Genomic DNA, 26508 nt, shown 5'->3' with positions numbered 1-26508 from the left:
GGCATAAAACCTAATGGTATCCTCAACGGCGGAGTGCCACACTCCGCCATTTTTTTAACGGAGCCTGTGTGAATTTCCGAAACATCCTGCGTGAACCCGTCCTGCACTTCCTGTTGATTGGTGTATTTCTTTTCCTCCTGTACGGCCGCGTGGCGCCGGAGAGTGCCGACAGCCGCACCATCGAGGTCAGTGCCGCCCGTATCGAAAGTCTGGAAAACCAGTTCCGTGCGGTCTGGAGCCGTGACCCGACGCCGGAAGAACGCCGCGGCCTGATTGACTCCTTTATCCGTGATGAAGTGCTGTACCGCGAAGGTGTGGCGATGGGCATGGATGGTGATGATCCGGTCATCAAGCGCCGCGTGCGCCAGAAGATGGAGGTCATGTCGGAGGAGGCTGGTGAGCAGCTGACGCCGACCGATACCGAACTGTCCGACTATCTGGCCAAAAATCCGGACAAATTCAGGCGCCCGCCGGTGCTGAGTTTCGAACAGGTGTATTTCTCTGGCGATGCGACCGTGGCCGATATCGAGGCCCGGAGCAAGGCGGCCTTGCCGGAACTGAACCGTGGTGCGCCATCATCCGCATTCGGTCAGCCAACCCTGCTTCCATCAACAATTGAGCGACAGCCGCTGGATCGGATTGTCCGTGACTTCGGTGCGGATTTCGCCGCAAAGCTGGCGACATTGCCCGTGGATATTTGGCAGGGACCGATTGCGTCCGGCTTCGGTGCTCATCTGGTACGCATCGGCGAGCGCCAGCCGGCCGAGCTGCCGTCCTTGGCGGATATCCGGCCGATGGTGCAACGCGAATGGGAAAACGACCGCCGTGAGCGCAATAGTGCCGAAAGCTACCGCGAGATGGCGGCGAACTACCGGATCGTCATCGATGGCAAGACAGTCAAAGGTGATAAACCGTGATCCAGCGTGTTTGCATCACCTTGCTGGCGGCATTATTGCTGTGGCTTCCGCAAAGGGCCGGTGCCGATGACTTCAAGCCCGCCTATCTGCAGTTGACCCAGACCGGTGCCGAAACCTATGAGGTGATGTGGAAGCTGCCGGCGCTGGACGAAAGCACCGCCCTGAAACTAACGCCGCATTTCCCTGACGGCACGCGGGAGCTGACCATCCCGCGCGTGGTATTTGCCAATAACATGGCCATCAAGCGTTGGCGCATCGGCGTTCCGGAAGGATTGAACGGCAAGTCCATCCGCATTTCCGGTCTGGCCGAAGCCCGCACCGATGCCATCGTGCGCGTGGTGCGTGAAGACGGCAGCGAACAGGTCGGACGGATTCTACCCGGCAGCAGTGCCTTCAGCGTTGAGCCGAGTCCGGGGCCCTACGAGATCATCCTGACCTATACCGTCATCGGCATTGAACACATTCTGCTCGGCTTCGACCATCTGCTGTTCGTGCTGGCGCTGGTGATGATCGTCCGATCCACGCGCCGTCTGCTGTGGACCATCACCGCGTTTACCTTGGCGCATTCGATTACCCTGAGTCTGGCCACGCTTGGCGTGCTGCATGTGCCCGGTCCGCCGGTGGAAGCCATCATCGCGCTGTCGATTGTGTTCGTCGCCGTCGAAATCATGCATCAGCGCCAGGGCCGCATCGGCCTGACCGCACGCAAACCCTGGATCATCGCGTTTGCTTTCGGCCTGCTGCATGGCCTTGGATTTGCCGGCGCGCTGGCCGAAGTCGGGTTGCCGGAGAACAGCATTCCCTTGGCGCTGCTGTTCTTCAATATCGGCGTGGAAGTCGGCCAGATCCTGTTCATTCTGGCGGTGCTGGCCCTGTACCATCTGGCCAGGAAATTGATTGCTGCACGCTTTGACCTGAAGCGCCTGGAACCGGTGCCGGTCTATCTGATCGGCGGCATGGCTAGTTATTGGGTGATTGAACGGGTGACCGGATTCTGGAGCTGAGCCCTTATTCCATCGGTCCCCGTTTCAAGGACTCGTCCGACCAACCGCCGCCGAGGGCGCGGTACAGATCGACATGCGCCAGCAACAGATCACGGCGTGCCCGCGCCAGTTCCAATTCGGCCGAATACTGCCGGCTTTCGGCATCCAGCACTTCCAGATAGCTGTTGACTCCGGCCTTGTAACGCATGTCCGGCACACTGTCGGAAACCTTAATCATGCGTCCACCCTAAACGGAGTATCCTCGGCCTCAACGAATGTGGAGTGTCAGGGAAGGCGTGGACCAACGCAGGGGAATCTGCAGGGTGCGGCTGGCGGCATCGTATCGGCTGCCGTTGTGGGCAATGCCATCGACGCGGATTTCGGCAGGTGTGGCCGGCCAATTGTGTACCACCAATTCAATGTGGCGGATTTTCGGCTCACCGGCGAACTCACCTTGGCGTTGCAGGGTAATGCCAAGGGACTTGCCGCGCTGCTTGGCTGAAAAATCCAAGCGCTCGAATTGTTTGTCGCGCAGGGCATTCGGATTCTTGCCGTCATCGTCATACATGACACCGCTGGCCGACTTTACCGAGCTGTCGGCGTAGTAATGCAGCTGCAGTTTTCCGCTGTCATACTGCGTGGTATTGCGCATGTCGCCGGCGGCCATCGGAATGAAGGCGCCGGCTTTCACGAACACCGGAATGGTGTTCAGCGACACCGGTGCTGCAATGGTTCTGCCGCCGGCGATGCGGGCATCGTTCCAGTAATCGAACCAGATGCCTTTCGGAAGGCTGACATTGACCGCCGTGGTGCCCGGCTCGGTGACCGGCGTGACCAGAAACGCATCGCCCCAGAAATAAGTCTGCGCGTTATCGATCAGCTTCGGATCGGTTTCGTCGCTGAAAAACAGCGGCCGCATCAGCGGCATGCCGCTCAGGCTGTTCTGGTAGGCCAGCGTGTAGTTGTAGGGCAACAGGCGGTAGCGCAGGTTAACGAACGGACGCAGCACGTCCTGCACCGCCGCATCGTGGAATACCGGCTCGGACGCAATATGATCCTGCGCATGCGGCCGGTACACCGGCTGGAACACCCCGTACTGCAGCCAGCGGATGTACAGTTCCGCATCGAATTTCTCGCCGCCGGCGAAGCCACCCAGATCCGAGTGCATGTAGGCCAGACCCAGAAGGCTCATCTGCAGGGACAGTTCCACCTGCGGTTTCAGGCCGCCCCACTCACGCGCGACATCGCCGGTCCAGGGCATCATGCCGTAGCGTTGGCTGCCGGCGAAACCGGAACGCATCATGTTGAACGGCCGTTCGTCCGGCGTGTCCTTGAGGGCGTTTTCGTAAACCATCTTCGCCCACTGGTGGCCGTAGGCATTGTGCACGGCGTCGCCGCTGCCGATCAGATGGCGGGTATCACCCGGATGCACTTCCGGCTCGCCCAGATCGCCCCACCAGCCGGCCACGCCCTGTTTTTTCAGGCCGCGGTAGATGCCCCAGAACCAGTCCTGGGCTTTCGGATTGAATACGTCGACCAGGCCGGTGTTACCGAAATAAAAATCGAAGGTTTTCGGCTGGCCATCGGGACCGGGCGTGATCGCACCGGCATTCACGGCTTCCTGCCAACGCTTGGAACTGGTCAGGATGAACGGTTCGGTGATCAGAATGGTGTTGATGCCGTCCTTTTTCAGATCGGCGATCAGGCCTTCCGGATCGGGAAACGCTTTTTTATCCCAGGCCAGATTGCCCATATGGCCCTTGATGTCGGGGCCGAACCAGTACAGGTCGAGAATCAGTGCATCGACCGGAAATCCGGTCTGTTTGAACTTGGCCGCGGTAGCGCGGACTTCGGCATCGTTGCGGTAGCCGAAGCGCGAGGCAAAATTACCCAAGGCCCAGCGCGGCGGCAGCGGTTGCCGTCCGGTCACGGCCGTGTAGTTTTCCAGGATTTCGGGATAGGTGTCGCCGGCCACCACCACGTAAGCCGTGCGGCCATCCACCGCCGAGAAGCGCAGCATGTCTTTGTCGGTTTTGCCCAAATCGACTTCACCGCTGGCGGTGTTGTCGAACAGCAGCAGGTATTTGTTGCTGGAAACCACCGCCGGCAGGCTGTAATACATCTGTTCGGCTTTGGTGGTGTAACCGTAGCTGGCTTTGTTGTACAGCGGTAGCTTGTGGCCGCGCCGGTCCATGCCGAGTACACGTTGACCGGTGCCCATCAGCTTTTCCTGCGGCTGCAGCGCGAAGTTGAATCCGCGCGATGTCCCGGTCAACTGCAGTCCGCCGTTCTCCGCCAACAGGGTTCTGCCGTCTTTCTCGAAGCGGATGCGCAGCGGTGATTTGTCGATGTGCACCTTCAACGCGGCAGTACCGAACTCGACGCGGCCCTTGCGCTCGGTCAGTACCGCCGCACCGGCGGATCGGCTCTCGACCAGGGCGAAGGAATCGAGCTGCGCCATGCCAGTCGGCTGGTAGAACACTTCCACCGATTCCGGATTCAGAAAGCGTACGCGCACCGCGCCTTTGTCAGTGCTCAGCGTCAGGCTGTTATCGCTGCGGGAAACGCGTTGTACCGTTTGTTCCAGCGCAGCAGCCGGCATGCTGATGGCAAAGGCTAGCGCGAAGCTCAGGTGGAATCGGAATGCGGTCATGGTGGGCCCTTAGTTCGGCAGTTCGAGAATGACGGATTGCAGCGGGGCCAGCTCCAGCGGGATGAATCCCATCATATTGGCGATCTGCAGACGGCTGTTGGCATCGCCCAGATGGTCTTTCAGGCGGTAGTCGCCGTCACGCAGCTGCCATTCGGCGATCAGCGTCGGCGGCAGACGCAGGGTGAAACGCTTGCTCTTGCTTGCGCTGAAATTACTGACGATGACCAACTTTTGCTTGGCGTTGTAACGGGCATAGGAGAACAGCTCGCCATCGTAACCGGTGTTGCCGATATTGGCTTTATGCAGATCGTGGTAATCGCCCATCAATGCCGACGCATTACGGGTGAATTGCATCAGGCGCACGTAATCGGCACGCAAGGCCTTTTCATCCGCAAACAGCGCGCCGCCATCGAACTTGCCGCCATTCATCCAGCGCTGGTGCGCCGGCACACCCCAGTAATCGAAAATGCTGGTACGGCTGGATTTGCCGAAGCCGGCATCGCCGTCTCCCTTCTCGCCGACGTCCTGCCCGAAGTACAGCATGGTCGGTGCGGTGCCGATGGTGGCCGAGACCACCATGGCTGGCAGGCCTTTGCGGGCATCACCGGCAAACGGCACGCTGGCGATGCGCTGTTCATCGTGATTCTCCAGGAAATGCAGCAGATGCGGCTCGATGTCGGCGTACTGCGTCTGGATGTCCACCAGGCGGTCGGTGCTGGCTTTGCCCTGCATCACCAGTTTCAGATGATCGTAGAAATCGACTTTGTCGTACAGGTAATCCATCTTGCCCAGATGCAGGTAATCGCGGTAGATTTTCGGGTTATAGACTTCCGCCAGCAACGTCGCCTGCGGGTTGCTGTGTTTGATGGCGCTATTGAGATAGCTCCAGAATTCGACCGGCACCATTTCCGCCATGTCATAGCGGAAGCCGTCCACGCCCTGGGCTAACCAGAATTGCGTGATGTCGCGGAATTTTTTCCAGGACGAGGGCACATCCTTGCCCTGCCAGAACGCGTAATGCGCCCGCCAGTCCTTGCCGGCGTAATCGGCCGGCAGGCGCGGGAAGTCAGTGCTTCCGTCCGGCTTCACGCCGTAATTGATCTTAACCGTTTCGTACCAGTCATCGAATTTTGGCTGTGCCGCGCGCGACCCATTGCCGGTCCATTTCGCCGGATTCTCGGCAAATTTACCGTCAATCTGCGGATGGGCTTCACCGTTGAGCACCCGGTAATCCGCCGGCCAGGCGGGAACCCGGAAGGCCTGGCCGGGCACGTAATAAAAATCGTTGTTTCGTGCGTATTCCACCGAGGTGTCGTCGTCGGCGCCGAAATCCCGCACGCCGGCTGGAGCGCCGCTGGAGCGGTAAGCACGCGCCACATGGTTCGGCACGATGTCGATCATCACCTTCAGGCCGTGCTTGTGCGAGCGCGCCACCAGTGCTTTGAATTCATCCAGACGCTTGGCCGGATCGCGGGCCAGATCGGGATTGACATTGTAATAATCCTTGACCGCATACGGCGAGCCCGCGCGGCCTTTGATCACGTCCGGATCGTCCCCACTGATGCCATACGCACTGTAGTCGGCAACCAACGCATGATGCGGTACGCCGGTGTACCAAATGTGGGTCACGCCGAGCTGTTTGATTCCTTCCAGCGCCTTGTCGTTGAAGTCTTCGAATTTCCCGACACCATTCTGTTCACGGGCGCCCCAGGGAATGTTGGCAGTCTGCCGGTTGCCGAACAGACGGGTGAACACTTGATAGATGACGACCTTGCCGTTCTGCGGTGAATCATCGGCGACCGGCGGCGGTGCGGCGGCCCGGGCGGGCGCCGCCAGAAGCAGTATGGTAAGAAGGCAGGAGAGGGTGCGGCGCAGAAGCATTGGGCGGTCCTGGAGTCGGGGTCAGGTCATGCTAAACGAGAAAGCCGGACCTGCCAATTTCCGGCGGTAACCGGTACGTGAATACGTATGTATCCCCGATGCCGTAACAGAAACTCTGGCAATCAGGATAGGGTAAGTCTGCATGAAGACAATTTGCGTGAATAAAAGGGCTCGCCCCCCGCTTACCGCAATAGGTCTTATTTGCACTTGGCCGGATTGGTGAAGTCATAAGCGGCCGCTTTTCGCGATGCTTGCATGCGGGCTCTGGTGACGCAGAAGCAAGGACACCGGTTTTCTCACGGACAGTCCGTTAGAGCAAACAGTCAACTTCCCCCATTGTCCTGGTCCGATTGCGAAGAAACAAGAGGCTCGGATAGGACAATGAAGAAGGTTGCGACGGGGCCTAGGAAGATGGAGAGGAGAAACCAATTGAGCCCGCTACGGCCTTTGCTCTGCGCCAATCCCGCATTGATAAGCATAAGCGTACCCCAGCCGACAACAAACTCACTGCTTTGCGTATCCATTATGATTTCCTCTAGGCGTTTTTCACGAGATAACCGTGTCGGCAAAATCACTCCGACAAAGTGAGCAGACTGGCGTTGCCGCCGGCCGCCGTGGTGTTGATGGTCAGCGTTCGCTCGGAGGCGAACTTCAGCAGGTAGTGTGGGCCGCCGGCTTTCGGGCCGGTGCCGCTCAGGCCTTCGCCGCCGAACGGCTGTACGCCGACCACCGCACCGATCTGGTTGCGGTTGACGTAGCAGTTGCCGACGCGCACGGTGCGTGCGATTTTGTTGACGGTTTCATCGATGCGCGAGTGGATGCCGAGGGTGAGGCCGTAGCCGGTGGCATTGATCTGCGCCAGGATGTCGTCGAGTTTTTCGGCCTCATAGCGGATCACGTGCAGCACCGGTCCGAAAATTTCACGAATGAGCTGCGACAGGCCGCTGATTTCATACGCGCGCGGCGCGAAGAAGCTTCCGTGCGTGCAGTCGTCGGAAAGCGCCACAGCTTTGATCAACTTGGCGTCTTTGTCCATCCGCTCGGCATGCGCCACCAGAATGGCTTTGGCGTCTTCATTGATGACCGGACCGACATCGGTGCTGAGCAGGCCCGGATCGCCGACGCTGAGTTCGTCCATTTTTCCGGCCAGCAGTTCGATGACGCGATCGGCGATGTCGCTCTGCACGAACAGAATGCGCGCAGCCGAGCAGCGTTGTCCGGCCGAATCAAAGGCCGCCACTACGGCATCGTTGACCAGTTGTTCCGGCAAGGCCGAGGAATCGGCGATCAACGCGTTCTGGCCGCCGGTTTCGGCGATCAGCGTGGCCAGCGGTGCATTGCGTGCGGCCAGCGCGCGGTTGATGGCCCAGGCGGTTTCAGTCGAGCCGGTAAACACCACGCCGGTCACACGCGGATCGCGGGTCAGGGCTGCACCCACAGTGGCGCCATCGCCGGGCAGGAATTGCAGAACTTCGGCCGGCACGCCGGCGTCATGCAGGATCTGTACCGCGAGATAGGCGGTCAAGGTCGTCTGTTCGGCCGGCTTGGCGATGACGGTGTTGCCGGCGGCGAGCGCGGCGGCGATCTGGCCGAGGAAAATGGCCAGCGGGAAATTCCAGGGGCTGATGCACACGAACACGCCGCGGCCATGTAGCTGCAGTTGGTTCGATTCACCGGTCGGTCCAGGCAGCGTTTCCGGCGCGCCGAAATGACGGCGGGCCTGTACCGCGTAGTAGCGGGCGAAATCGACCGCTTCGCGGACCTCCGAGACCGAGGCGGCTACCGACTTTCCGGCTTCCTTGATGCACAGTGCGATGATTTCCGGCATACGCTGTTCCATCAGGTCGGCGGCGTGCTCGAGAATTTTGGCGCGTGCGGCGGCCGGGGTGTGGTCCCAACCCGGATAGGCGGCGTGGGCGATGTCGAGCGCCTTCGAGACCTGCGTGCTATCGGCGGCCTGCCAGCGGCCGACGATCTGGCGACGGTCGGCCGGATTGCTGACATCGGTGAATACCGCGCTGGACATGGTGCCCGGGACCAGCGGCGTGGCCTGCCAGGGTTTGATCGCGGCGGCGATATCGGCGGCCAGACGGCTCAGGGTTTCATCATTCGCGAGCAGAACGCCCATGGAGTTTTTCCTTTCATCGCCGAAGATGGCGTTCGGTGTGGGAATGTGCGGATGCGGTTTGCTGGCGAAGCCGGCCACTGCCGTGACCGGGTCGGCGACCAGTTCCGCTGGCGGCAGCGAGGCATCGGTGATGCGGTTGACGAAGCTGGAGTTGGCCCCGTTTTCCAGAAGGCGGCGTACCAAGTAAGGCAGCAGGTCTTCGTGTGAGCCGACCGGTGCATACACGCGGCAGGGCACATCGAGGCGCTCCTTACCGATCACCTCGGCATACAGATGGTCGCCCATGCCGTGCAGGCGCTGGAATTCGAAGTCGCGGCCTTCGGCCATGGCGTGGATGGCGGCGATGGTCTGCGCGTTGTGGGTGGCGAACATCGGGTAAAGGGCATCGTGCGCCGCGAACATGCGACGCGCGCAGGCCAGATAGCTGAGGTCGGTATTGGCTTTGCGGGTGAATACCGGATAGCCGGCCAGGCCGTCGACTTGCGCTTTCTTGATTTCGGAATCCCAGTAGGCACCCTTGACTAGCCGCATCGGCATGCGCCGGCCGGTGCGACGCGCGGCATCGACCAGATAGTCGATGACGAAAGGCGCACGCTTCTGGTAGGCCTGTACGGCTAGTCCATAGCCTTCCCATCCGTCCAATGACGGGTCGGAGAAGACGCCAACGATGACTTCCAGCGACAGTTCCAGACGCTCAGATTCCTCGGCGTCGATGGTGAAGCCGATGCCCTGGGCCTTGGCCAGCTGGGCCAGTTCGAGTACGGCTGGGATCAATTCATCGAGCACGCGTTTGCGCTTATTGAATTCATAACGCGGGTGCAGTGCCGAGAGTTTGACCGAAATGGACGGTGCCGAGAACACGTCTGAGTAGGGTCCGCCGGCACCGATGGCGCGGATGGCATCGCGGTAGGCCTGCAGGTAGCGGGCAGCGTCCTTGCGGGTCAGCGCGCCTTCCCCGAGCATGTCGAAACTATAGCGGTAGGCGGCATTGTCGCCGGTGCGTGAACGTTGCAGGGCCTCATCGATGCTGCGACCCATGACGAACTGATGGCCCATGATGCGCATGGCCTGACGCACCGCCAGGCGGATGGCCGGTTCACCCAGACGGCCGATCAGTCGCTTGAATGAGCCCACCGCATTGCGTTGAGTTTCACCGGCAAGGCTGACCAGACGGCCGGTCAGCATCAGACCCCAGGTCGAGGCATTGACCAGCAAGGAAGTGGACTGGCCGACGTGGGCGTTCCAGTCGGCATCGCCGAGTTTGTCGCGGATCAGCTTGTCCGCGGTACCTTGGTCGGGGATGCGCAGCAGGGCTTCAGCCACGCACATCAACAATACGCCCTCCTCGGAGCTTAGGTCGTATTCGCGCATGAAGGCTTCGACCATGGCCGGATCGGACGCACGCAGTCGGGTGCGTTCGACCAGGGTGGCCGCTTCGGCCTGTACGGCAGGACCGGAGACCGGCGCTGCCGCCAGTAACTCAGCGATGTGTTCGCCTTCGTCACGCAGATAAGCGGCGCTGATGCGCTGCATCAACTCCGGGCGGCGGGCAGGCAGTTCAGGGCTGATGATGGGATTCACAGCGGGATCCGGCGGGCAGGGAGGTCCAATTTTAGGGGGCTTTTGCCAAAAGCGTAACCCCCCGAGCGCGTGAAGGCACCGTAATGGAAAGCTTGCCCAAGTCAAGGGGAAGGCGGTAAAATTGCATGTTAAGAAAAACTGAGGCTGCATCATGAAATTTCCCCGTATGAAACAGGGCGCTGCCGCGCTGATGGGCGTTTTGATGACTGGATTGGCTTGCGCCCAAGTCGAGCCGACCGAACCGGCGCGCTGGCAGCTGAACCTGACGCCGGGTGTGACCAGCACTTCTCTCAACGCTTATGATGCGCACATGATGATGCTTTGGATTTGCGTAATCATCGGTATCATCGTGTTCGGTGCCATGGCCTATGCCATGATCAAATTCCGCCACTCGAAAGGCGCCGTGCCGGATACCAGTCTGACCCACAGTACCAAGCTCGAGCTGATCTGGACCATCATCCCGATTCTGATTTTGGTGGTATCAGCCTATCCGGCTACCCTGAAGGTCATGGCCCAATACGGCGCCGACCATGGTGCCGAAAAAGATGAAATGGTGATCAAAGTCACCGGTTATCAGTGGATGTGGCGTTATGAATATGTCGGCGAAGGCATCGATTTCATTTCCCGCCTCGACCGCACCTCCGATGGCCTGCGCCAGAACAAGGCCACCAGTCAGGCTGAAATCGCCGCCCATGGCACTTATCTGCGCGATGTCGACAAGCCGCTGGTCATTCCGGCCGATACCCGCATCCGTTTTGTGATCACCGCCGACGACGTCATCCACAGCTGGTGGGTGCCGGCCTTGGGCTGGAAGCAGGACGCCATTCCCGGCATCATCAATGATGCCTGGACCAAAGTCGCGACCCCGGGAACCTATCGCGGCGTCTGTGCCGAATTGTGCGGCAAGGATCACGGCTTCATGCCGATCGTGGTGAAGGTGCTGCCGAAAGCTGAATATGCCGCTTGGCTAGCTGCGCAGAAGCCGGCTCCAGCCCCTGAAGCAGTGGCACCCGCCACCGAAGCAGGCCCGTCGACTGCGGAGGCCGCCCCGGCTCCGGCTGCACAAGCTGCAGCGGCCAGCGCCGAAACCGCCGCGGCTCCCGCCGCATAACGAAATTTTCGAATTCAAGATAAGAGGCAATCATGGCCGACCATAAACAAGGTTTCATCGAGCGGTGGTTCTACTCCACCAACCACAAGGACATCGGTACCCTGTATCTCGTGTTCGCCCTGGCGATGTTCTTCATCGGCGGCGCCATGGCCATGGTCATCCGCGCCGAGTTGTTCCAGCCGGGTTTGCAGCTGGTCAGTCCGGAGTTCTTCAACCAGATGACCACCACGCATGCCTTGGTGATGATTTTCGGCGCGGTCATGCCGGCTTTCGTCGGTCTGGCGAACTGGATGATTCCGCTGATGATCGGCGCGCCTGACATGGCACTGCCACGCATGAACAACTGGTCGTTCTGGATCATGCCGTTCGCGTTCACGTTGCTTCTGTTGCCGTTGATTTTGCAGGTGCTGTTCGGCATCGGCTCGGGCGGTCCGTCCGGTGGCTGGACGCTGTATCCGCCGCTATCACTGCAGGGCGGCACTAGCACCGCGTTTACTATTTTCGCTATCCACCTGATGGGCGTCAGCTCAATCATGGGCGCCATCAACATCATTGCCACCGTGCTCAACATGCGTGCACCGGGCATGGATTTGCTGAAAATGCCGATCTTCGTCTGGACTTGGCTGATCACCGCGTTCCTGCTGATTGCCGTGATGCCGGTGCTGGCTGGTGCGGTCACCATGTTGCTGACCGATAAGTTCTTCGGGACCAGCTTCTTCAATGCCGCCGGCGGCGGCGATCCGGTCATGTACCAGCACATCTTCTGGTTCTTCGGTCACCCCGAGGTCTACATTATGATCCTGCCGGCCTTCGGCATCGTGTCGGAAATCATCCCGACCTTCGCCCGCAAGCCGCTGTTCGGCTATCAGGCGATGGTGTACGCTACCGCTTCGATAGCCTTCCTGTCATTCATCGTGTGGGCCCACCACATGTTCACCGTCGGCATGCCGCTGGGGGGTGAACTGTACTTCATGTATGCCACCATGCTGATCGCAATTCCGACCGGTGTGAAGGTGTTCAACTGGGTCACTACGCTCTGGCGAGGCTCGATCAGCTTCGAGACCCCCATGCTGTTCGCGCTCGGCTTTGTGGTCATGTTCACCATCGGCGGGTTCTCCGGTCTGATGCTGGCCATCGTTCCGGCCGACTTCCAATACCACGACACCTATTTCGTGGTCGCGCACTTCCACTACGTGCTGGTCACCGGCTCCATCTTTTCCATCATGGCCGGTGCCTACTACTGGCTGCCGAAGTGGACCGGCTACATGTACAACGAAACCCTGGGCAAATGGCATTTCTGGCTGTCGACCATTTTCGTCAACCTGCTGTTCTTTCCACAGCACTTCTTGGGCCTCGCCGGCATGCAGCGCCGCGTTCCGGATTACAACCCGGCCTTCGCTGACTTCAATATGTGGTCGTCGATCGGCGGCTTCGGCTTCGGTCTGGCCCAGCTGCTGTTCGTGTACATCGTCTGGCAGTGCGTGCGTGGCGGCGTGAAAGCTGAAGCGCGCGCCTGGCCCTCAGCCCGCGGTCTGGAATGGACCGTGCCGTCGCCGGCACCGCATCACACCTTTGAAAAGCCGCCGGTAATCAAGGATGGCGATTTGGCCCACGGCGACGTTAGCCATTGAGTCGAAAGGGAATCCGATCATGAGTACGCAGAGCCAACGTAGTACACGCAAGATGATCATTCTTGCATTAGTTTCATTCGGTTTTGCGTTCGCGATGGTTCCCCTCTACAACATCGCCTGCGAGAAGATTTTCGGCATTAAGCTCGATAACAGTGCCAGTAGCGAGCCTAAACTTGCGGGCACCACCATCGATGAAACGCGTACGGTACAGGTTTATTTCGACGGCACGGTCAATTCGAAGCTGCCCTGGGCATTCGCTCCGGTCCAGACCAGTATGACGGTTGTGCCTGGCAAGCTGTATTCGACGTCCTATACTGCCCGTAGCACTGCAGCTTATGCCACAGTCGGCAATGCGGCGCCGTCGGTTGCACCAAATCAGTTTTCCGGATTTTTCAACAAGACCGAATGTTTCTGTTTTACCGAGCAGGCACTCGCTGCCGGCGAAAGCCGCGACATGCCGGTGCGTTTCATCGTCAGTCCTGATCTCCCGAAGGAGGTCAGCACATTGACGCTGTCCTATACTTTTTTCATCAATGATGCCGCTACCGCGAAATTGAATGCGGGCCCGGCAACCGGCACCGCTCTGGCGGCGCCTTAACTCAGTACCGGGGATTTTTATGGCCAACACCCACTTGCAAGACGCCGACGCCTACTTCGTTCCGCACCACAGCCGCTGGCCATTCCTCGGCTCGATTGCGCTGTTCATCATGATGATTGGCGTGGCCAACTGGTTCAACGGTGCCGCCTGGGGGGAGCCCGTGTTCTTTGCCGGCCTGCTGGCAGTCCTGTTGGTGCTTGGTTGGTGGTTCGGCGATGTCATTTCCGAATCGCTGCAGGGCCGCTACAACGCACAGGTCGACACGTCCTTCCGCATGGGCATGATGTGGTTCATTTTCTCGGAAGTGATGTTCTTCGCTGCGTTCTTCGGGGCTCTGTTCTATGCACGTGCCTTCATACTTCCGTGGCTGTCAGGCGAGGGTGACGGCGTATTGACCAATACCTATCTGTGGCAGGGATTCGTGGCCGGTTGGCCGACCAATGGCCCGGCCGAAATCGGCGGCGCCTTCGAAACCATTCCGGCTTGGGGCCTGCCACTGATCAATACCCTGATCCTGCTGACTTCCGGCGTCACCATCACCATGGCGCACCACGCGCTCAAAGCTAATGCCCGTACCGGATTACTGTGGTGGCTGGGCGCTACCGTGCTGTTGGGTGTGATCTTCCTTGGCTTGCAGGTCGAAGAATACATCCATGCCTATCAAGAACTGAACCTGACGCTCGGTTCGGGCATCTACGGCTCCACCTTCTTCATGCTGACCGGCTTCCATGGTATGCACGTGATGCTTGGTACCATCATGTTGGCCGTGATGTGGCTGCGTTGCGCCAAGGGCCACTTCAGCAAGGATCACCACTTCGCCTTCGAAGCCGTGGCCTGGTACTGGCACTTCGTCGACGTGGTCTGGCTGCTGCTGTTCCTATTCGTTTACGTCCTTTGATGCAAAAGGCCGGCGTAAGCCGGCCTTTCCTTACCGGGAAACGGAAGGTCAGCCGTGAATCCCGTGCGGTTTGATAACGCCGGTGAGAATGCCGGCGATCACCAACAGGATCAGCAACACCGACAGGCCGATACGCCAGCTCAGTGATTTGACGGTACGGTCGGTTTTGCCCTTATCCACCATCATGTAATACAGGCCCGCACCCAGATTCCAGAGTATCAGGAGGATAAAGGCGATGATTAGCAGTTTTTCCATGACATTCACCGGTGCTCGCGTATTCTGGCTATTATCGGCGAAAACGGGAGTGTTCGGGTGAAGTCACGGATCATCTTGCTGCTTGCGGCCATGCTGGTCGAGCTGCTGCTGTTACGGCTTGGCTTCTGGCAGTTGGCGCGTGGCGATGAAAAACAACAGGCCTTGCAGGCGGCCGCGGCCGTACTCCAGGAAAAACGGGCACAGCCTTTGGCTGATGCCCTAACCCAGTCGGCGGGCTTTACCTGGGTCAGGGGACGCGTGGTTTTTCGGGATGCACCCTTGCTTCTGCTGGATAACCAGCGCCGGGGCAGTAAAGTTGGCGTTTCGGTTTTTCAAGCCGCGGATGTCGATAATGGCCACACTGTTTTGGTTGACCTTGGTTGGCTGCCGGTCCATGGCGACCGGCAATTACCGAAGCCGACCATGCTGACCGGCGGTTTGGATCTTGAAGGACTTTTACTGCCGCCGCCCTCACCGGGACTGGTCCTTGGGCCGGCCTACAGCACTCAGCCGGACGGAACGCTCTTACTGATGCGCTTGGACCGCGATGTGCTGTCCAAAGCCTTGAATCGGCCATTATCGGTACGTATTCTGCGGTTGGATCCGGAGCAGCGCATAGGCTTTGCCCGCGATCTTTCGGTGCAGGCCAATACTTTGCCGCCTGAAAAGCACCGCGCATATGCTCTGCAGTGGTTCGGATTGGCCGCGGCGTTCGCGGTACTTTGTATCGGAGTGATGATGAGGAAGACAGATGCAAACGGATGAACGAAAACAACAATGGCGATCGCGTCTTGTGCTATTGCTGATTGTGGCGATGTTTTTCAGCTCTTTTGGCATTGCCGCGCTATTGCGTTTTGCAGAGTGGCAACCGGAGAGCCATAAAAACTTCGGTCAATTATTGAGTCCGCCATTGGACTTCAGTGCCCAGACTTTCCTGCGCGCCGATGGCCGTCCCTATGACTGGCAGCCCGAGCGTAATGCATGGCGGATTGTTCTGGTGTCGGACAGTCCCTGTCTGCTGGAATGCCAGAAACAGCTGGATGTGCTGCATCGGGTTTGGCTCAGTCGCGGCCGCCACACCGAGCGCATCGATCTCCTCTGGTTTACCGAAGTGCCGGCAATACGGCCTGATTTCAAAGGCTTCATCGCCATGCAAGCCAATGCGGAATTAAGTGCCGCCTTGCCAGAGAAAGAGAGCCGAGCCGGTTATCCCGTGTACTTGATCGACCCGGATGGATTTGTCGCATTGCACTATCCGGCCGGATTCGACCCTAGCGGTCTGAGAAAAGATCTGGCAAAACTCGTAAAATAAGCCCATGACCAATCATACCTATAAGCATTTCCACCGAATCGCCTGGGCCGCCGTTTTGCTCACTCTGTGCGTCATCGTGCTCGGTGGCTTCGTGCGCCTGTCCCATGCCGGACTGAGCTGTCCGGATTGGCCGACCTGTTATGGCCGTGCCACATGGCCGGTGCAGGACCATGAAGTGGCCGCCGCCAACGCCGTGTACGAGCGTGCGGTGGAAGTCCACAAAGCCTGGCGGGAACAGGTCCACCGCCACCTCGCGGCCATTCTTGGTCTTCTGGTATTGACCCTGTGTCTTTTGGAAGCCAAGCGTCGCCGCCACGCCATCTGGGTTCCGGTGGCGTGTTCCGTCTCCGTGGCCGCATCCATCCCGATCTATATGTATTGGCACCATGATCCGGCATTTGCCTTGGCCACCCTTGGCATTCTCGGTCTGCTGGCTTACGCCTGGCGTGCCGGACGCGAACCGTTCATCGGCTATACCGCAGTATTGCTGGCGGTCATCATCATGCAGGCCATGCTCGGCATGTGGACGGTGACCTGGCTGTTGAAACCCATTGTGGTGATGGCGCACCTGCTGGGCGGGCTAACGACCTTTTCCCTGTTGACCTGGTTGGCCTGGCGCGCCACGCCCAACACCGAGCTGATTCAGGGCCATGCGCGCCTGTTCAAACGTCTGCTATGGATTGGTCTAGTTTTGCTGGTCGTGCAAATCGCCCTCGGCGGTTGGACCAGTGCCAATTACGCGGCCCTGGCTTGCGGAACTGATTTTCCGAAGTGTCTCGGTCAGTGGCTGCCGGAACATGACTTCAGTGAGGCCCTCGTGCTCTGGCGTGGCATCGGTGTCGATTACGAAGGGGGTGTGCTTGATGGTCCGGCCCGTGTCGCCATCCAGCTGATGCACCGCGGCATGGCGGTGGTGGTTGGACTTTACCTAGTTGCGCTGGCAGTGAAGATGATTCGCACGCCCGGTCTGGTGTACTGGGGCAGCGTACTTGCAGTGTTGACTACAGCCCAGGTCGTACTCGGCATCAGCAATGTGCATTTCGGTTTGCCACTGTGGGTGGCTGTTGCCCATAATGCCGGTGCAGCATTGTTGTTATTCACCGTCGTCGGCGTGCTTGCGCGCCTACGTGAGCCTGAGCAGGTGCCGGAACCGGCGCCGATGGCATGATTGCATTTGCCCGTTATTTCGAATTGACCAAGCCGCGCGTGGTCGCGCTGATCGTGTTCACCGCCGTCATCGGCATGTTCCTGGCGGTGCCCGGACTGCCGCCGTGGCGACCGGTACTGTTTGGCTCACTTGGTATCTGGCTGGCAGCCTCCAGCGCAGCGGCCATTAATCATCTGCTTGATCAGCGCATCGATGCGTTGATGGCACGTACGGCGCACCGACCGTTACCGACCGGCGGCCTTAAGTCCATGCAGGTGCTGGTTTTTGCCATCGCGCTAGGCGCACTTTCGATGGTCCTTCTTGTTTGGCAGGTGAACGCACTGACTGCCTGGCTGACTTTTGCTTCACTGATCGGTTATGCCATCGTGTACACCGGTTACTTGAAGCGTGCAACGCCGCAGAATATCGTCATCGGCGGCGCCGCCGGTGCTGCACCGCCGGTGCTGGGCTGGGCCGCCATCAGTAATACGGTCGATCCGCACGCTTTGTTGCTGTTTCTGATCATCTTCATCTGGACGCCGCCGCATTTCTGGGCACTGGCCATCTTCCGTCGCGAGGATTACGCACGCGCACTGATTCCGATGCTTCCGGTAATCTACGGCGTGACCTACACGCGCTGGCAGATTTTGTTTTATACCATCCTGCTATTCATTGTGACCCTTCTGCCTTGGATCACCGGCATGAGCGGCCTGTTTTATCTGGGCGGCGCGGTGGTGCTGGGCGCGGTGTTCCTTTATTACGCCATCCGCCTGATGGACCCGCCGGATGAACTGTTCGCGATGGAAGTGTTCAAGTATTCGATCTGGTACCTGATGGCACTGTTCGCCTTCCTGCTGATCGATCATTGGATTATGCCGCCGACGTTCATCATCGGCTAATCTGCAGGAATCGTATTGATCCAATCGGAATTAGACGGGGCGGTCGGCCTTGATCATGTCTGCCGCCTTTTCAGCAATCATGATGGTCGGTGCATTGGTGTTGCCACCGACGATGCTCGGCATGATGGAAGCATCAACCACCCTCAGGTTCTGAATACCATGCACGCGCAGACGGCTGTCAACGACGGCCATGGAGTCATGACCCATTTTGCAGGTTCCGACTGGATGGTATTGGGTATCGGCACGGTTGCGGATATCGCGCTCCACGGCTTCGGTGTTCTCTTGATCGAGAGGGTACAGGGGTTTGCCCCTGGCGCCATCAAATGCACGACCCTCGAGGATGCGCCTCTGGAATGCCGCGCCCTTGATCATCGCGGGCATGTCTTCCGGGTTGGAGAAGAATCCGGTATCAATTCGCGGTGCATCAAATGCATTTGCCGTTCGTATGGCTACGCTGCCTTTGCTTTTCGGCCTTAACAGGGTGATATGGCAGCTGAAGCCATGTCCGTAACGCGGTTTGCGGCCATGATCATCGACAATCGCTTGAACGAAGACGAGCTGTAAGTCCGGTATGGCTATATTCGGGTTGCTCCGAAAAAACGCACCGGATTCCGCATATGGCGTGGTAAGAACGCCCTTTCGTGTGGCTTTCCATTCCCGCAGTCCCTGCAGGATGCGGAAGGCTCCGGACATTGAAAGACCGAAGGTATCAGTATGATTTCTGGTGCGATAGGTATAGACGTAGTCGATATGATCTTGCAGATTTTCACCAACACCAGGAAGGTCCTGGACAATATCTATATTCATCGATTGAAGCAGCTTGCCGGGCCCGATACCGGACAGTTGCAGAATCTGGGGCGATCCAAATGCCCCTGCCGAAAGTATTACTTCATGGCGTGCCTTGAAGACAAGCTCCTGGCCTTCGATGCTGGCCTTGACGCCAACGGCCTTGCGGCCGTCTAGAATCAGCTTGTGGGTGGTAGCATTCGTCAGGATACACAGGTTTTCACGATTCAAACTGGGTGCAAGATAAGCTTTAGCGGCACTGCAGCGCTCACCGTTCTTCTGAGTGACCTGATACATAAAAGCGCCGTAAGGTTCGGGAGTGTTGTAATCGCTAATCAGTGGCAGTCCGGCATCTTGTGCCGATTTAAGGAACAGTTCATTGGTTGGGCTTGGCTGCATTACTTCAGCGACATTGAGGGGGCCGCCTTGACCATGAAAATGGTCAGTATAGGTTTCATTGTTTTCGGCTTTTCGGAAATAAGGCAAGACCTCGTCATATGACCATCCGGCATTGCCGAGCTCCGACCAGTGATCGTAATCCCAGCGATGGCCACGTACGTAGAGCATGGCATTTATCGAACTTGATCCGCCGAGCACCTTGCCCCGTGGCTGGTATCCCGTCCGCCCATTCAGGCCGGGCTGTGGAATGGGCTTAAAAGCCCAATTATTGATCCGTGTCGCCACCATAGCGACAAGTCCGGCCGGACAATGTATCAGTGGATTCGTATCATTGCCGCCTGCCTCCAAAAGACATACAGATATATTTGGATCTTCGCTAAGACGGCTGGCGAGGACGCAACCGGCTGAGCCGCCGCCGACAATGATGTAATCGTAAGTAGTTTCCATGCCAAATTCCGTTAATGTTTTTGTCGGACAGCGATAGCGGAAAGGGTTCAGTCATGCCGTTTATTTGCCGATTAGGTACTTCTGCCAGAATAGAATCTGCGCGGCTCCGAAATAATCGCTGTTCGGCTTCTTGGCGAAACCATGGCCTTCGTCCTTGAACATAAGGTACCAGACATCGCCGCCGTTTTCACGGACCGCTTTCACAATCTGTTCGGCTTCGGTGTAGGGCACGCGCGGATCATTGAAACCCTGCGCCACGAAAAGGGGTTTAGTGATGCGGTGGGCATTGTTCAGCGGTGCGATCTTCTCATGGAAGTTGCGCATCAGTGGATCACGTTCGTCGCCATACTCGGCACGGCGCAGATCACGACGGTAGCTTTCGGTGTTTTTCAGGAAAGTCGTGAAGTTCGAAATGCCGACTACGTCGATGCCGGCACGGATGCGTTTATCGTAGTCGACCATGCTGGCCAGCACCATGTAGCCGCCATAGCTGCCCCCGTAAACGCCGACACGGTCTTTGTCCATTTCAGGCTGGCGTGAAATCCAATCCAACAGGGCACCGATATCGCGTACCGAGTTCTTGCGCAGGTAGCCGTTATCGAGACTCAGATAAGTTTTCCCATAGCCGCTGGATCCACGCACATTGGGAACCAGAACCGCGACGCGGAGATGTTTCAGCAGGTACTGGATCTGCGGACTGAAGGTCGGAAAGGCCTGAGCTTCGGGGCCGCCGTGGATGTTGATTAGCACCGGCACCTTTTCGCCGGGCTTGAGCCCATTCGGTCGGTAATAAAAGGCGGGAATGCTCTGGCCGTCGAAACTCTTGAAACGTACCAGTGTCGGCGCGGTGAATGTCGTGGTATCGAGACCGCCCACTTCACTAGCGGTCCAGCGGATCAGTTCGGACTTGCCGATGTCAATGACATATACATCGCTTGGTGAAGTCGCCGTATTGATGCTCATGGCCAGACGTTGGCCGTCTGGAGAGAATTGCAGACCGCCACTGACGCCGATGGGAAGTTTCGGCAGGGCAATCGGTTTCAGGCTAGCGGTGTCGACCAGACGTACGGTGGAGATGCCATCTTCATTGGTAATATAGGCTAGGCGGCTACCGTCCGGACTCTGGGCGAAGGCGGTCACATCCCAGGGGATATTCTTGCTGATGACGATGGTTATACCGGTGACCGGATCGTAATGGCGTAGATGCTGGAACTCGGATCTTTCATCCGAGATGAAATACATGCCTTTGCCGTTGCGCGCGTATTCGAAACCATCGAAGGCGGCTTTGCCGCCATCAATGGGAAACAGCGTCAGTTCGCCGCTGGCGATATCGACTTCACCCGGGCGCGAGTCATCCGCGGCCAGATATTGGCTGACCAGAAGGCGTTTGCCATCTAGAGAAAAATCCATGGCATTCCAGCTACCGCCTGAGGTCACCAGGGCACGTGCATCGCCGCTGCGGGTATCACGAAGCCAGACGTCGGTGTCCTTGCCGTTACGCGAGGTACTGCGGTAGGCCATCAGGCTGCCGTCGTCGCTGATTACCGTACCGTTATTCTGGCTACGCTTGCCGTCGGTGAGCAGTATAGTGGTGCGAGTGGTATTGTCGAACCAGTACAGTTGGCTGAATTCATCGCCGCCTTTGTCCTTGCTGAATACGAAGCCCTGTCGCCAGGCTTTGGCGGGCGAGGCGGTAATGCCGGCAACCGGCTCTTTGTAGAAGGTCAGCTGCTCGCGCATGCCCATGGGCTGGCAGACGCGGTGCGCCTGTGCCGTTTCGGCAAAGCGCGTGCTGATCAGGATACAACCCTCGCCGGTCCAGCCGGCGAACCCGGCGCCCCGGGTGTTCTGATATTGGTTGAGGCTATCGATCAACTCGGCTGGAATCTCCGGCAGGTTCTCACTGATGCGGTTGCCGACATCAACGCGTTCGGCGGCATGGGTGCTGGGTACAACAGCAGCCAGAAGGGTCAGGGTGTACAGGGTGGTTCGCATGGATGTTCCTGGGTCGTTCGGAAGCCCAAGCATACCGCAATCCCTATCAATTCGGCTTCAACAGATCCCGTAATTCTTCGGTTTCCTGCAGGCTCAGGCCGCTCTGCGCCATACGCTGGCGAAGCACTGATAAGCGTTGCTGGCGGGCTTGCCGGTTCAGCTGCGCAATCGCATCCAGAAACTCCTGGCGCCAGATGGCTTCATCGCCGGGCATATCGGTCAAGGCCAGTTTCTGCAGGGCAGGATAGTCGGCATGCGCTTCGTAGGTTTCCAGCAGCAGGGCGGTGCTGATGTCGGGCCGGGCATGGATGGTTTCCAGCAAGGCCACCATCAGTCCGATTCCGGGCACTTCAAGATCGGCGAAGGCAAACGGCGGCTCGACCTCACGGCCCAGAACGGGTTGCTGCAGGAGCAGGGTGATGACCGCCCTTACCAGACTGCGTTTGGGGGAAATCCCGCCGGATGCAGAGGACTTGGGCGCTTCCGTCGGTACTGCGCCGGTCACGCCGGTCAGTGATACCAGACGATCGGTCATCAGATCGCGGAAGGCCCCATCTGGGATTTTCTGCAGATACGGTTTGGCCTTTTCAGCCAAGCGCGCTTTGCCCTCCAAGGTGTTCAGGCGGACATCCTTGGACAGTTCTTCGAAAAAATAATCCGATAAGGTCATCGCACCATTGATGCGCTGTTCGAAGCCATCGGCACCTTCGGTTTTGACGATGGTGTCCGGATCCTCACCTTCGGGCAGGAACAGGAAGAAGGCCTGGCGTCCATCACGCATGCGCGGCAGGATCGATTCCACCGCCTTCCAGGCCGCGGCGCGGCCGGCTTTGTCGCCGTCGAAGCAGAAGACCACATCGGCGCTGTTGCGGAACAGCAGTTCGGCATGGTCGGGTGTGGTGGCGGTACCGAGCGTGGCTACAGCCTGGGTGATGCCGTGCTGGAACAGGCTGACCACATCCATATAGCCTTCGACGACGATCAGCCGCAGGATTTTGTTGTGCGCCTGCTTCACCTGCCAAAGGCCGTAAAGCTCGCGGCCCTTGTGGAACAAAGGGGTTTCCGGCGAGTTCAGGTATTTCGGGCCGTCGTCCTTTTCCAGCACGCGGCCACCGAAGGCGATGACCCGTCCACGCCGATCGGCGATCGGGAACATGATGCGGGCGCGGAATTTGTCGTATAGGCGGCCGTTGTCGGATTTCGACAGCATGCCGGTTTTTTCCAGCAGACCGCGCCGGCGTTCATCGCTGCCAAGGGCATCCATCAGGCCGTTGAAGCCTTCGGGCGCATAGCCGATGCCGAAGGCGGCGATACTTTTGGCATCCACGCCGCGATGTTCAAGATAGGTTGTGGCTTTGTCCGAAGCCAGCAGCTGCTTCTGAAAGAACTGGCTACTGGCTTCCAAGGCCGCATACATGTCGCGGCTGCCGTCGGTGTCGGCCGGGCGCGCGTCTTTCGGAATTTCGATACCGGCATGCTTGGCCAGATCCTCGACCGCATCCATGAAGGTCAGCCGGTCGTAGTTCATCAAAAAGCTGATGGCGGTGCCCTTGGCGCCGCAGCCGAAACAGTAATAGAACTGCTTGCTCGGCGAGACCGTAAACGAGGGCGAGCGTTCGTCATGGAACGGACAGCGCGCCGAGTAATCCTTGCCTTGTTTCTTCAAGGGCACGCGCGTGCCGATGATTTCGACCAGGTCGATGCGTGACAGCAGGTTGTCGATGAAGGATTCCGGGAGCTTCGCCATCAGATTAGGATGCCATTATTCGCCGAAAACCGCGCGCTTCACGACAGTGCGGCTTTGACCATGCCGGATACCGCGCCCATGTCGGCGCGGCCCGCCAGTTGCGGCTTCAGGGCAGCGATGACCTTGCCCATGGCCTGGGGACCGCTGGCGCCGGTATCGGCAATGGCTTTGGCGACCAGGGCTTCGACCTCGGCCTGGCTCAGGGGTTGCGGTAGGTAGGTCTGGATGATCCCGGACTCGAACTTCTCGATATCGGCCAGATCGGTCCGGCCGGCGGCTTCGTATTGACTGATGGAATCCTTGCGCTGCTTTAGCATTTTCTCGAGCACGGCCATAACCAGTTCGTCGGTCATTTCGATGCGCTCATCCACTTCCTTCTGCTTGATGGCGGCGTTGATCAGACGGATGACGCCGAGGCGGTCTTTTTCGCCGGCCTTCATGGCGGTTTTCATGTCTTCGGTCAGTTGGGCTTTCAGGGTCATGGCGGGCTCCGTAATCGGTGGGCGGTATAAACACAAAAAGCCGGATACGCTTGGCGTAACCGGCTTTGGGGCGCGAGCCGGGCGGCTCAGCGGAAGATCAATACAGGCGCTGGCGCTTGGTGATGTCGCGCGAGCTACGGCGGGCCTGACGCTTCACGGCGGCGGCGGCTTTGCGCTTGCGTTCCTGCGTCGGCTTTTCGTAGAACTCTTTCTTGCGGGTATCGGCCAAGACACCGGCTTTTTCGCAGGTGCGCTTGAAACGGCGCAAGGCAAATTCAAACGGTTCGTTTTCGCGGACTTTTACAGAAGGCATGGTAACTCCAAAAAAGGGATTTCCCGGCGGACATGTTTTCCTGCCAGAGAGCCGGTTATCATACAAGGATTGCCGGTTTTTGGCAATCCGCCAGGCGGGCCATTCAGGATAGACATGCGGGTATTGGGCATCGAATCGAGCTGTGACGAGACCGGGGTGGCGCTGTATGACAGCGCGCGCGGGCTTCTGGCGCAGACTCTGTATAGCCAGATCGGCCTCCATATCGCCTATGGCGGAGTGGTGCCGGAGCTGGCCAGCCGCGATCATGTCCGCAAGTTGCTGCCCCTGATCCGCCGAACCTTGGCTGATTCCGGCCTGAACCCGACCGATCTGGACGGTGTCGCCTATACCGCCGGCCCTGGGCTGATTGGGGCCCTGATGGTGGGAGCGGCCACCGGCCGGGCTCTGGCCTGGGCCTTGGGGGTTCCGGCCATTGCCGTGCACCACATGGAAGGTCACCTGCTGGCTCCGCTCATGGAAGCAGACCCCCCCGAGCTGCCGTTCGTGGCTCTGCTGGTGTCCGGCGGACACACCCAGCTGATGTGGGTGAAGGCCTTGGGCGACTACCAGCTGCTGGGCGAGACCTTGGACGATGCCGCCGGCGAGGCCTTTGATAAAACGGCCAAATTGATGGGCTTGCCGTATCCAGGCGGACCACAGTTGGCGGCAGCGGCCTTGCGGGGCCGTAATGGGGTGTTCCGGTTCTCGCGCCCGATGGTGAACCGTCCGGATCTGGATTTCAGCTTTTCAGGCCTGAAAACCCAAGTGCTGCTGGCCTGGCAGGCCAGTGCCAAAACCGAACAGGACATGGCCGACATCGCTCTGGCCTTTGAGCAGGCGGTGGTGGATACCTTGGCCATCAAGTGCGAGCGCGCCCTTGAACGCACCGGCTGCAGTCGCCTGGTGGTGGCTGGCGGCGTCGGCGCCAACCGCTATCTGCGTGAACAACTTCAGGAGCGCACGGCGCGTCGCGGCGGCCGTGTGTACTTCCCGCGACCGGACCTGTGTACCGACAACGGCGCCATGATCGCCTTTGCCGGTTGCCTGCGCCTGCAGGCCGGGCAGAGCGAGCCGCCGGTGGTGGCCTGTACGCCGCGCTGGGATCTGGCCGGCTTGCCGCCGCTTTCACCCGCACTCGGATAAACTGAACAGATGGATAAAGTCTTCATCGAGGCCCTCGAAATCGAATGCGTGATCGGCATTTATGATTGGGAACGCACCATCAAACAGCCAATCGTGCTCGACATCGAGATGGCCTTCAATAATCGCATCCCGGCCGCCAGCGATGACATCGCACATACGCTCGATTACAAGGCGGTCAGTAAGCGCCTTATCCAGTTCGTCTCGGAGTCCAGTTTCGGTCTGGTCGAAACCCTGGCCGAGCGCTGCTGCGCCATCATCCTTGAGGAGTTCGGCGTCTCACGAGTCTCGCTCAAGCTCAGCAAGATCGGTGCGGTGCGCGGCGCCAAGGCCGTCGGTGTGATCATTGAGCGTTCGCGCACGGATGCCTAAAGCTTACCTCAGTCTGGGCTCCAACCAGGAGCCGGAAACGCACTTGGCCGCTGCCGTGCAGGCCCTGCGGAAAACCTTCGGCACGATCGTGCTCTCGGATTGGATGCGAACCAAAGCCGTCGGCTTCGACGGTCCGGATTTCATCAATGGTGCCGCCATCATCGAAACCACCTGGGATGTGCATACACTCGATCGATGGCTGCATGCATTGGAAGATGCAAACGGCCGCCGGCGCGATGTGCCGAGATTTTCCAGCCGAACGCTCGACATCGATATCATTTTCTTTGACGATTTGATTCTCGATGGCCCGGGCAATCTGCAGATTCCGCGTCCGGAGCTGAAACATGCTTTCGTACTGCAACCTTTGGCGCAGATCGCACCGGATTTCATCAACCCCGAAAACGGGCAGACGCTTGCAGAAATGTCAGCAGCCCAAAACTGAGCAGCGTTTGCACAGCGGCGCCGGAATTACCGGCGCTTGACCATATCCAGAATCTGTCCGACATCGATCGTCTGCGCTTTCTGTTCGATCTGCGTGCGGTACTGGCCCTGCATCTGTTTGCCCTGTGCGAACATCTGCGCGAATACCTGCTTCAGCTGTGCACCATCAATGCTGCGGCCGTTACCGTAGTACTGCTGCGCAACCTTGCCCAGAGCATAGGTGGTCGCGAAGGAAAACGCCGCGCCGGTGGCCGCACTGCCCAGAGTGCCGAGTATTCCGCCGCCGACTTTGCCCAACAGTCCGCCGAGCAGTTTGCGGCCCATCTGCTCGACGTATTGGCCGGTCATGCCGACACCGAGCGTGGCCGCGAAGTCCTTAATGTGCTCACGAT

The 26508-nt window shown here is 59.0% G+C and carries 25 protein-coding genes; 13 read left to right on the top strand and 12 right to left on the bottom strand.

Annotated elements, in window-relative coordinates; translation table 11 throughout:
• The first annotated feature begins 68 nt into the window (after window positions 1–68).
• Both ACIQ0Q_RS04785 and ACIQ0Q_RS04780 read left to right on the top strand, forming a co-directional pair.
• A complete protein-coding gene (locus ACIQ0Q_RS04785) occupies window positions 69–917 on the top strand; it encodes a peptidyl-prolyl cis-trans isomerase (RefSeq protein WP_395771809.1) in 849 nt (282 codons plus the stop codon).
• The gene (locus ACIQ0Q_RS04780; protein ID WP_395771808.1) at window positions 914–1921 is read left to right on the top strand and encodes a HupE/UreJ family protein; all 1008 of its coding nucleotides are present in this window, start codon (window positions 914–916) and stop codon (window positions 1919–1921) included. Before ACIQ0Q_RS04785 ends, ACIQ0Q_RS04780 begins: the two co-directional genes overlap by 4 nt.
• Window positions 1922–1925: 4 nt before the next feature.
• Here the strand turns inward: ACIQ0Q_RS04780 and ACIQ0Q_RS04775 are convergent, their stop codons facing one another.
• From ACIQ0Q_RS04775 to putA, 5 genes are all read right to left on the bottom strand, one after another.
• Entirely contained in the window at window positions 1926–2138 is a 213-nt protein-coding gene (locus ACIQ0Q_RS04775) for a TolC family protein (protein WP_395771807.1), read from the bottom strand.
• 30 nt (window positions 2139–2168) lie between these two features.
• Window positions 2169–4553, bottom strand: a complete 2385-nt coding sequence (locus ACIQ0Q_RS04770; RefSeq protein WP_395771806.1) for a TIM-barrel domain-containing protein — start codon at window positions 4551–4553, stop codon at window positions 2169–2171.
• A gap of 9 nt (window positions 4554–4562) precedes the next feature.
• The gene (locus ACIQ0Q_RS04765) at window positions 4563–6434 is read right to left on the bottom strand and encodes an alpha-amylase family protein (protein ID WP_395771805.1); all 1872 of its coding nucleotides are present in this window, start codon (window positions 6432–6434) and stop codon (window positions 4563–4565) included.
• A gap of 323 nt (window positions 6435–6757) precedes the next feature.
• Window positions 6758–6958: a hypothetical protein gene (locus ACIQ0Q_RS04760; protein ID WP_395770490.1), complete on the bottom strand. Its 201-nt coding sequence runs from the start codon at window positions 6956–6958 to the stop codon at window positions 6758–6760.
• A 47-nt stretch (window positions 6959–7005) separates the two neighbouring features.
• Window positions 7006–10173 carry a bifunctional proline dehydrogenase/L-glutamate gamma-semialdehyde dehydrogenase PutA gene (gene putA / locus ACIQ0Q_RS04755; RefSeq protein WP_395771814.1) on the bottom strand — a complete coding sequence of 1056 codons (3168 nt, stop codon included), beginning with the start codon at window positions 10171–10173 and terminating at the stop codon, window positions 7006–7008.
• A 121-nt stretch (window positions 10174–10294) separates the two neighbouring features.
• On the opposite strand from putA, the gene coxB reads away from it, so the two are divergent.
• The 4 genes from coxB to ACIQ0Q_RS04735 are packed head-to-tail and all read left to right on the top strand — an operon-like array spanning window position 10295 to window position 14381.
• Window positions 10295–11254, top strand: a complete 960-nt coding sequence (coxB, locus tag ACIQ0Q_RS04750; protein ID WP_395771804.1) for a cytochrome c oxidase subunit II — start codon at window positions 10295–10297, stop codon at window positions 11252–11254.
• 32 nt (window positions 11255–11286) lie between these two features.
• Window positions 11287–12885, top strand: a complete 1599-nt coding sequence (ctaD, locus tag ACIQ0Q_RS04745; protein WP_395771803.1) for a cytochrome c oxidase subunit I — start codon at window positions 11287–11289, stop codon at window positions 12883–12885.
• 19 nt (window positions 12886–12904) lie between these two features.
• Window positions 12905–13483 (top strand): cytochrome c oxidase assembly protein, encoded by a 579-nt coding sequence (locus ACIQ0Q_RS04740; protein WP_395771802.1) that lies wholly within the window; start codon window positions 12905–12907, stop codon window positions 13481–13483.
• 19 nt (window positions 13484–13502) lie between these two features.
• Window positions 13503–14381: a cytochrome c oxidase subunit 3 gene (locus ACIQ0Q_RS04735; RefSeq protein ID WP_395771801.1), complete on the top strand. Its 879-nt coding sequence runs from the start codon at window positions 13503–13505 to the stop codon at window positions 14379–14381.
• A gap of 48 nt (window positions 14382–14429) precedes the next feature.
• Here ACIQ0Q_RS04735 and ACIQ0Q_RS04730 read toward each other — a convergent pair whose 3' ends face one another.
• A complete protein-coding gene (locus ACIQ0Q_RS04730) occupies window positions 14430–14636 on the bottom strand; it encodes a twin transmembrane helix small protein (protein ID WP_395770495.1) in 207 nt (68 codons plus the stop codon).
• A gap of 57 nt (window positions 14637–14693) precedes the next feature.
• Between ACIQ0Q_RS04730 and ACIQ0Q_RS04725 the strand changes: the two genes are divergently transcribed.
• Genes ACIQ0Q_RS04725 through cyoE form a run of 4 tightly spaced genes read left to right on the top strand, consistent with a single transcriptional unit; the run spans window position 14694 to window position 17994 of the window.
• Window positions 14694–15401, top strand: a complete 708-nt coding sequence (locus ACIQ0Q_RS04725) for an SURF1 family protein (RefSeq protein ID WP_395771800.1) — start codon at window positions 14694–14696, stop codon at window positions 15399–15401.
• Window positions 15388–15948 (top strand): hypothetical protein, encoded by a 561-nt coding sequence (locus ACIQ0Q_RS04720; protein WP_395771799.1) that lies wholly within the window; start codon window positions 15388–15390, stop codon window positions 15946–15948. The genes ACIQ0Q_RS04725 and ACIQ0Q_RS04720 overlap by 14 nt, the downstream gene beginning before the upstream one ends.
• Window positions 15949–15952: 4 nt before the next feature.
• Window positions 15953–17116, top strand: coding sequence for a heme A synthase (locus ACIQ0Q_RS04715; RefSeq protein ID WP_395771798.1), 1164 nt, complete (start codon window positions 15953–15955; stop codon window positions 17114–17116).
• Window positions 17113–17994 (top strand): heme o synthase, encoded by an 882-nt coding sequence (gene cyoE, locus ACIQ0Q_RS04710; RefSeq protein WP_395771797.1) that lies wholly within the window; start codon window positions 17113–17115, stop codon window positions 17992–17994. The genes ACIQ0Q_RS04715 and cyoE overlap by 4 nt, the downstream gene beginning before the upstream one ends.
• Window positions 17995–18024: 30 nt before the next feature.
• On the opposite strand, the gene ACIQ0Q_RS04705 is transcribed toward cyoE, so the two are convergent.
• From ACIQ0Q_RS04705 to rpsU, 5 genes are all read right to left on the bottom strand, one after another.
• A complete protein-coding gene (locus tag ACIQ0Q_RS04705; protein ID WP_395771796.1) occupies window positions 18025–19626 on the bottom strand; it encodes a GMC family oxidoreductase in 1602 nt (533 codons plus the stop codon).
• 60 nt (window positions 19627–19686) lie between these two features.
• A complete protein-coding gene (locus ACIQ0Q_RS04700; RefSeq protein WP_395771795.1) occupies window positions 19687–21621 on the bottom strand; it encodes a S9 family peptidase in 1935 nt (644 codons plus the stop codon).
• Window positions 21622–21667: 46 nt separating this feature from the next.
• Window positions 21668–23368 carry a DNA primase gene (gene dnaG / locus ACIQ0Q_RS04695; protein ID WP_395771794.1) on the bottom strand — a complete coding sequence of 567 codons (1701 nt, stop codon included), beginning with the start codon at window positions 23366–23368 and terminating at the stop codon, window positions 21668–21670.
• A gap of 38 nt (window positions 23369–23406) precedes the next feature.
• Entirely contained in the window at window positions 23407–23850 is a 444-nt protein-coding gene (locus ACIQ0Q_RS04690) for a GatB/YqeY domain-containing protein (RefSeq protein ID WP_395771793.1), read from the bottom strand.
• A gap of 97 nt (window positions 23851–23947) precedes the next feature.
• On the bottom strand, window positions 23948–24163 hold the full coding sequence (gene rpsU / locus ACIQ0Q_RS04685) for a 30S ribosomal protein S21 (RefSeq protein ID WP_297800327.1): 216 nt from the start codon (window positions 24161–24163) through the stop codon (window positions 23948–23950).
• Window positions 24164–24277: 114 nt separating this feature from the next.
• Here rpsU and tsaD point away from each other — a divergent pair, with 114 nt between their 5' ends.
• Genes tsaD through folK form a run of 3 tightly spaced genes read left to right on the top strand, consistent with a single transcriptional unit; the run spans window position 24278 to window position 26117 of the window.
• On the top strand, window positions 24278–25306 hold the full coding sequence (gene tsaD, locus ACIQ0Q_RS04680) for a tRNA (adenosine(37)-N6)-threonylcarbamoyltransferase complex transferase subunit TsaD (RefSeq protein ID WP_395771792.1): 1029 nt from the start codon (window positions 24278–24280) through the stop codon (window positions 25304–25306).
• Window positions 25307–25315: 9 nt separating this feature from the next.
• Complete coding sequence (gene folB / locus ACIQ0Q_RS04675; protein ID WP_395771791.1) at window positions 25316–25675, top strand: dihydroneopterin aldolase; 360 nt, start codon at window positions 25316–25318, stop codon at window positions 25673–25675.
• A complete protein-coding gene (gene folK, locus ACIQ0Q_RS04670; protein ID WP_395771790.1) occupies window positions 25668–26117 on the top strand; it encodes a 2-amino-4-hydroxy-6-hydroxymethyldihydropteridine diphosphokinase in 450 nt (149 codons plus the stop codon). The genes folB and folK overlap by 8 nt, the downstream gene beginning before the upstream one ends.
• 26 nt (window positions 26118–26143) lie before the next feature.
• Here folK and ACIQ0Q_RS04665 read toward each other — a convergent pair.
• The coding region (locus ACIQ0Q_RS04665; protein ID WP_395771789.1) for a hypothetical protein at window positions 26144–26508 on the bottom strand (365 nt) is incomplete at its 5' end.

This window comes from Arenimonas sp. (assembly GCF_044348765.1).
Classification (GTDB): Bacteria; Pseudomonadota; Gammaproteobacteria; order Xanthomonadales; family Xanthomonadaceae; genus Arenimonas.
This window is presented reverse-complemented; position numbering and strand designations above follow the sequence as displayed.